At 62.9% G+C, this 6759-nt stretch carries 5 protein-coding genes and 1 pseudogene; 1 reads left to right on the top strand and 5 read right to left on the bottom strand.

Annotated features, from left to right (window positions below):
* Positions 1–475: 475 nt before the first annotated feature.
* The 3 genes from NCR37_RS28025 to NCR37_RS28015 all read right to left on the bottom strand — a co-directional run bounded on the left by NCR37_RS28025 (position 476) and on the right by NCR37_RS28015 (position 3932).
* The gene (locus NCR37_RS28025; RefSeq protein WP_250476071.1) at positions 476–1708 is read right to left on the bottom strand and encodes an MFS transporter; all 1233 of its coding nucleotides are present in this window, start codon (positions 1706–1708) and stop codon (positions 476–478) included.
* Positions 1705–2901 (bottom strand): YbfB/YjiJ family MFS transporter, encoded by a 1197-nt coding sequence (locus NCR37_RS28020; protein ID WP_250476070.1) that lies wholly within the window; start codon positions 2899–2901, stop codon positions 1705–1707. The genes NCR37_RS28025 and NCR37_RS28020 overlap by 4 nt, the downstream gene beginning before the upstream one ends.
* A 116-nt stretch (positions 2902–3017) precedes the next feature.
* Positions 3018–3932, bottom strand: a complete 915-nt coding sequence (locus tag NCR37_RS28015; protein WP_250476069.1) for a LysR family transcriptional regulator — start codon at positions 3930–3932, stop codon at positions 3018–3020.
* A 243-nt stretch (positions 3933–4175) separates the two neighbouring features.
* Between NCR37_RS28015 and NCR37_RS28660 the strand changes: the two are divergent.
* Positions 4176–4313 (top strand): annotated as a pseudogene (locus tag NCR37_RS28660) (DUF993 family protein); the annotation flags it as partial.
* 273 nt (positions 4314–4586) lie between these two features.
* Here the strand turns inward: NCR37_RS28660 and NCR37_RS28010 are convergent.
* Together NCR37_RS28010 and NCR37_RS28005 are read right to left on the bottom strand one after the other, a co-directional pair.
* Entirely contained in the window at positions 4587–5447 is an 861-nt protein-coding gene (locus NCR37_RS28010) for a haloacid dehalogenase type II (RefSeq protein WP_250476068.1), read from the bottom strand.
* Positions 5448–5494: 47 nt separating this feature from the next.
* Positions 5495–6757, bottom strand: coding sequence for an MFS transporter (locus NCR37_RS28005; RefSeq protein ID WP_250476067.1), 1263 nt, complete (start codon positions 6755–6757; stop codon positions 5495–5497).
* Between the last annotated feature and the right edge of the window lie 2 nt (positions 6758–6759).

The following is a 6759-nucleotide window of genomic DNA, read 5'->3' as shown; positions in this document are numbered from 1 at the left end:
CCGCGGGCTTCCTGGAAGCTGAGAAGCACTTCCGAAAAATCCTCGGCGTGAATGAACTCTGGATTCTCGCTGCGGCCCTGAAACGGTCAAGCTCGAAATCAATTGACCATGATCGGAAGGTTGCCTAACCTATGCCGCACCCGCCGTTCCAACCTTCAACTGTCTTCGGGACATCGCCCGTCGTATGTCTGCCACCCGCACCGTTGGGCTAGCTTTCTAGTCAGGCCTGAGATGTCCCGCATCGAAAACATGAATTCTTAGAATACAGCTCATCGGCGCAATACTCCTGCGTCTCACATAACGCCGAGGACAATCATATCGTCACAGGCGTGAGCGCTCAGTTTTGCGATATCACGCCGCGTGCGGTCGCGCAACGGAGAAGCAGGGCAGTGAGTGCTTCACGAAAAGTCTCGTCCGGAAAGAGCCCGCTCTTTCCAAGCTGCAAGTCGTAATTCGAAGTCATCTCGCTGAACGTTCAGCGCGTGCGCGCCCAATACGCGAGGCCCGCGCACACGATCAGCAGGCTTCCCGTCGCGAAGAACACCGAATGTAACCCGAACCACACGCCAATCTGGCCGCCGATCAGCGGTCCAGTGACCTGCCCGCTGAACTGCGCCGACTGCAAATATCCGAGCATCTGCCCGCTGTGCCTTTCATCGACGGCACTGCGTGCGAGCTTCGAGATTGACGGCAGCAGCCCGGCGAGCGTCATGCCCATTAAGACCCGCAGCGCGGCAAGCTGCCACCATTGATGTACAAACGCTTGCGGAATCATCGCGATGCCGGTCAGTACGAGACATCCGACGATCACGTTCCAGCTACCGATGCGGTCCGCGAGCGCGCCGAGTCGCGCCGCCGTGAGCACGCTGCCGAGCGCGGAGCACGCCATGACGACGCCCGCGATGCGGGCCACGTGATTGCTCGTCACGCCGAGACCGCCGATGTAGACCGTAATAATCGGCTCGATCGACATGTTTGCGAGCAGCACCATCATTGCGGTCGCGAGCAGCGCGGCCACCACGAGGTAATTCGTGCGGTGTGCCTCTGTCGAAGCCGTATGCGTCGGGCGCTTCGTGGCATCGGCGGGACGGAAGTCTTCCTTCACGAGGACAATCGTGAATAGCGCGGCCACCGCGATCATTCCGGCGCCCGCGAAAAACGTCCCGCGGATGCCGATCAATCCGGGCAGCATTCCGCCGATGAGCGGCCCGGCGAGATTGCCCGCGAGCGCGCCCGTCGACAGGACGCCGAGCGCCCACCCTGCGCGCTCCCGAGGCGCCTGCGTACCGATCATTACCGTCGACGCTGACGCGTAGCCGCCGATCAGTCCTGCGAGAAGACGCAGCGCGACCAGTTGATGCACCGACTGCGCGACGCCGATCAGCGACATCACCACGGCCATGCCGACCGCCGCGCGTATAAGCATCGGCTTGCGGCCGTAGCGATCGGCGAGACGGCCCCAGAGCGGCGCGGTTACGGCGGTGCCGAGAAACGTCGCGCTGAACGCGACGCCCGACCATTCGATCACCGACGCCTGCGAAGTCACGCCAAGTTGCCGCACGTACAGAGGCAGGAACGGCAGCAGCATGCTGAGACTCACGAGCGTCGTGAACGAACCGAACACGCAGACTGCGAGATTGCGTCGCCAGTACTGGCCATTGCGTTCTGCATAGCCGAGGGCCACCGAGGGTTGAACGACTTGACTCATTTCGACCTCAACGCAGCGAAAAGATCTACGGAGAGTGCAACCACGAGCGCCGCCGCGCCGCAACTGAAAAGCAGGCGGTAATCGCCGCCACTGCTCGAAAACAGAAAAGAAAGACCGTATGCCGCGAGCGCTTGAAGAACGGCAAAGCCCGTCGTCGCGGTGCGCCACGCGCTCTTCTGCGCGGCCGGATGATGCGCGAGCAGTTCGTTCACGCGCCCTAGCACAAGCGGCACGATGCCTGGCGTGAATGCGCCAACGATCACGCTCGACACCATCAGCAAGCTCGAACTCGACGACACCGCGGGCAACGCGACCGCAATCAACTGGAGCAGATACGCGACCCGCAGCGCCGGCCCGAAACCCGCGCGATCCGCGAGATGACCGGCAAGCAGCGGCCCGGCGATCGCACCAAGCCCGTACAGCACCCAGAACTCGGCGCCGGCATCGACACCTTTGCCCAGACCGCGCGCGACGAAGTCGACGAGAAAGATCATGTGCGGCACGAGGCCAACCGCATTCAACGCGTACTCGACGAACAGCGCGCGCAATGCGGGCGGCGGCGGCGCTTTGACGCTCGCGTGGTGCGCGGCGGCCGCTGGTGCATCCTGCGACGGCCATCCGTTCCACGCGACGATCGTCAGCAGCAGCGAGACGACCGCAAGGCCCAGCCACGTCTGCGTCAAACCTTGCTTCAACAACAACGGCACGATCGTCCCAGACGCCGCGATGCCCAGTCCGATGCCCGTGAAAATCGCCCCGCTCGCAAAACCGCGACGCGACGGCGCGACGTGCGCGATGATCGTCGGCGCGGCGAGCACCATCAGGGCGCCGCCGGAGATCCCCGACAAAAACCGCCACATGAAGAACCACAGAAATGACACGGGAAATGCGCACGCGACGAAGGCAATGGTCGCAATGACCATCATCGCTCGCAGGACCGTTGGAGCGCGCGCGAGTCGCGCGGACCAGCCGGCGGCCAGCGCGCCCGCGAGATAACCGCCGAGATTGGCCGCGCCGAGATAAGCGGCCGTCGACGCGGGAAACCAGTGCGCATCGATGATCGCCGGCAAGAGCGGCGTGTAAGCAAAACGCGCGAGTCCGATTCCAACGAGACTCGCGCTCGCGCCCGCTAGCACGCCGCGCCAGGCTTGGAACAACTCGCGTTCCGGTGGGTTCGAAACTGAGTAACGCATACGGCCTCCGTCACTGCGAGGGACGCGGCGTGCGCGCCCCGATGAAGGCCAGTCTATATTCGATCGAATCAAGAGAGAATATACGTCGATCGTAAGACAATCTTCCGCTAATCGGTCTAATCGATTTGTAGTTGCCTGAATTGGCGCCGTAGACGCGGCATGGCGAAGTCGACGAACGCGCGCACCTTCGGCACCGATAGCCGACCATGCGGCGTCAGCAGATGCGCTGGCAACGGCGCGTGCTCGCTGTCGGACAATACAATCTGCAACGTCCCATCCTTCACTTCCTTCGCGACGTGATAGGAGAAGAGCCGTGTGAGGCCGTGCCCATCGACAGCCGACGCAACCGCCGCTCGCACCGTGTTGACGATGAAACGCGGCGCGAACTGCACGACTTGCGGAATCGCCGAGCCGCCTGAAGTGGGGAAGCTCCATGAATCGAGGCCGAAGTGCGTCATCGAAATGATCTGATGCTGCGCGAGATCGGCGGGTTTTTCGACGCGCGAATGCTTCGCGAGATAGCTCGGCGATGCCGCCACGACGCGCCGCACTTCACCAACGAGAACCGCAACGAGCGTCGAGTCCGACAGATGTGCGATACGCAACGCGACATCAATGCCTTCGTCGATCAGGCTCACGGGCCGGTCGAGCAGTTGCAGACGCACGGAGACGGCGGGAAAGCGGGCGATGAAATCGTCGAGTAGCGGACGCAGCAGATCTTCGCCGGCAGCGACGGGTGCGGTGATCGTCAACAGCCCGCGCGGCGCGGCGCGTTCGTGCGCGATCAGCAAATCGGCTTCCTCGAGATCGGTGAGGATGCGGCGGCACGCAAACGCGTAACGTTCGCCGGCTTCAGACAGCCTGATGGTGCGCGTCGTGCGGTGAAGTAGAGCCGTGCCCGTATGCTCTTCAAGAAAAGCGATCGCCCGGCTCACGGCGGCGGGCGAGCGGCCGAGACGCCGCCCGGCGCCTGCCAGGCTGCCTTCGTCGAGCGTGGCGATGAAGACTTTCATCGCGTCGATTCGGTCCATGTCGGCTCGGTGCTTCGATTGATCGATGAAGCGCCCAGTCTACCGGAGGCAATCGCGCGGATGAAATTCGCCAGACGACCGTGGTCGTCACGTTGATGTTGCTTTTCGGCGCCTTGGCATGACTAGAAGGCGCGACGTTCCCGGCGCGCCGATGGCTTGGATGCAGCACGGGTCACTTCCGGTCAGCGACGCGCGCTGGAGCGACGATCGAGGCCTGCCTAACGCAAATCGGACAGCGTCCAACGCACGAGCGGACAGATCATTCTGATGGCCAGCCGTTCCCTCCCGGGCGTGGCCAATAACGCGGGCGTCTACCTTCGTGTCTATCGGAAAGCCTTGTCGGCGTGCGACACGCTGTCAGCGCGCACCGCATGCTCTTGACGCGAGCTTGCGATCAACCAAGGACGGCCGGAGTGGCTCTTGCCGGCATGGGTCCGCTGATATCTCTCGCGAACGGCAGCAACTGCCGACCCCGGTAGCTCGACGGACGCGTTGCTTGCCGCTGATCGCGTTGTCCTGCGCGCTTCTATTACCGACCCGTTGCCGCTATGTGCCCTAACCCCGGTCGGTGTCTGCAAGGCGACCCACAGCGGACGTGCGTGGGCCGCGTGACCGGCACATCAAGGCGCGTGATTGTTGCCCGGCTGGATCTATTTAGCCGCGATCCAGGAGCGACGCGAGTTGCGGTAAATCGGACGCGATAACGTCGATGTAAGACTCCGGCAAGGCGTCGACGTCAATCCCTGGACCGTTTTCAAAGGGACGTGGAACGAATGCCGTGAGCAGGCCGCTGCGCTTGGCCGCCATAAGATCCCACTTGTGAGCAGACACCAGCATGATCTCGCCCGGTACAAAGCCGAGATATTCAGAAGCGAGTTGGTAGACACGCGGATCAGGCTTGAATGCGTGCACCAGTTCGCCGGTGAGGATAGCGTCAAAGGGCAGTCCTTCGCGTTTGACGAGGCCGATCATCCCCGCCATCGACGCATTGGTCAGCGTTGCAACCACAAACGCCTTACGCAGCGATGTTAGTCCTGCCAGCGTGTCGTTCCATGGTGTCATTGCGCCCCAGACGTCGAGCAAGCGGGTCTTGTCATCGTCGGAAAGCGTATTGCCGCCTGGGTAACGCCTAAGCAGCGCAGGCAACACCCCGGCGTAGACAGCGCTGTTGGGCTGCCACGGCTTGCGCCCGGCCGCGATCTCGACGATAGCGTCATGTGCCGCAGCGCTCCACCGTCCAGCAAAAGTCGACCACTCCGAAAGCCGCGGCGCCACAGTTGGTAGCCGTGCCAGTTCATGCATCATCGGATCGTAGAAGTTGAAGACGGTGCCTTGCATGTCGAAGACAAGCGCTTTGGGCCGAGTGGTGTCGTGTGCAGTTTTCATTGCAGTTCCTGACGGCGAGGGGGACAGGGTCGAAGCGAGTGCGGCGGCGGAAACGAACGGCAGCGAAGCGAGAAGCTGCACGAAACGCCGTCGTCCGGGCTGCAGTACTTGAGGCTTCGATAGGTTCATGATGTTTCTCGTTGCATGTTCCGGTGTTGTCGAGTTGGGCCTGACGCTCAGCACCGCGCTAGTGCGTCTCCGGCAGGCACGGCCGCCGGACGCTCCGACCATCGATATGTCGCGACGACGACGAGTCCCACCACCGCCAGAGCCACGCCGGCGTACACCGTCGTGAGGACGTCGACGCCTGCCAGCGTCAGTCCGCCGATGAATGACCCGCCAGAGATGCCGAGATTAAACGCAGCGACGTTGAGCCCCGCCGCCGTACCGACCGCGTCCGGCGCCACGCGTCGAGCGACGAGCACGACAGTAGCCTGCATGACGGGAGGAACGGCGAAGGCGAACGCGCCCCAGACGAACAGGTTGATCAACACCAGCATCGGGTGGTGTGCGGTGAGCAAGAGCGTGGCGACCGACGCGGCGATGCCGGCCAGCGCGATGTTCATGCTGAGCTTCGGGCCATATCGGTCGGACAGACGCCCTCCGCCGATCGTCCCCACCACGGAGCCGAGTCCGAACACCATCAGCCCCAGGGTTACGCCTTCGCTTCGGAACCCCGTCGTATGAATTAACAGCGGCGACAAATATGTGAACACCGCGAAGGTCGCTCCCATGCCCAGTGCTGCGATCGCATAGAGCGGCATCAATGCCCGGCTTTTCAGCAAAGCGAGCTGGGAGAGAACGGTCCCGGCGCTGCGCTGAGCCGCAAGCGCGGGTAAGAGTCGCCAAAGACCGATGGTCGCCAGCGCGCCCATGGCAGCCACTACCAGGAACGGCAGCCGCCAGCTCATCAGATCGCCGAGCCAGGTTCCGCCAGGGACGCCAGTCACCATCGCGACCGTCAGGCCGCTGACCATAATCGCCACGGCTCTGCCTGACTTCTCCGACGGCACCAGCGACATCGCAACGGTTGTCCCAAGGCCGAAGAACACGCCGTGTGCGACCGCCATCAGGATCCGTATCGCGAGCAGCGCTGGGAAGGCTGTCGAAAGTCCGGCCGCCAGATTGCATAGCGTAAAAAACGCCATCAGCGCGAGCAGCAATGCACGGCGCGGCAAGCGCGCGGTCATGGCCGAGACCACAGGCGTGCCGACGGTAATCGCCAGTGCGTAGAAACTCACCAGCAAACCGGCTGCCGACACCGAGATGCCGAACGCTCTTCCGATGTCGGGCAACAAGCCGACGATGACGAATTCCGTCGTTCCGATTGCGAACGCGGCGAATGCAAGAGAAAACACTGCTGCAGGCATGATGAACTCCTCGATGAAGTCATTTGGGCTGGCTTCGCCGTGACTGGCGCGAGGACGGGTCAGAAACACTC

Source organism: Caballeronia sp. GAFFF1 (genome assembly GCF_023630705.1).
Lineage (GTDB): Bacteria > Pseudomonadota > Gammaproteobacteria > Burkholderiales > Burkholderiaceae > Caballeronia.
This window is presented reverse-complemented; position numbering and strand designations above follow the sequence as displayed.

Coding starts and splice junctions, on each gene's coding strand:
- NCR37_RS28015 (WP_250476069.1), bottom strand. CDS start 3,932: ATGGACCGAATCGACGCGATGAAAGTCTTCATCGCCACGCTCGACGAA.
- NCR37_RS28020 (WP_250476070.1), bottom strand. CDS start 2,901: ATGCGTTACTCAGTTTCGAACCCACCGGAACGCGAGTTGTTCCAAGCC.
- NCR37_RS28010 (WP_250476068.1), bottom strand. CDS start 5,447: ATGAACCTATCGAAGCCTCAAGTACTGCAGCCCGGACGACGGCGTTTC.
- NCR37_RS28025 (WP_250476071.1), bottom strand. CDS start 1,708: ATGAGTCAAGTCGTTCAACCCTCGGTGGCCCTCGGCTATGCAGAACGC.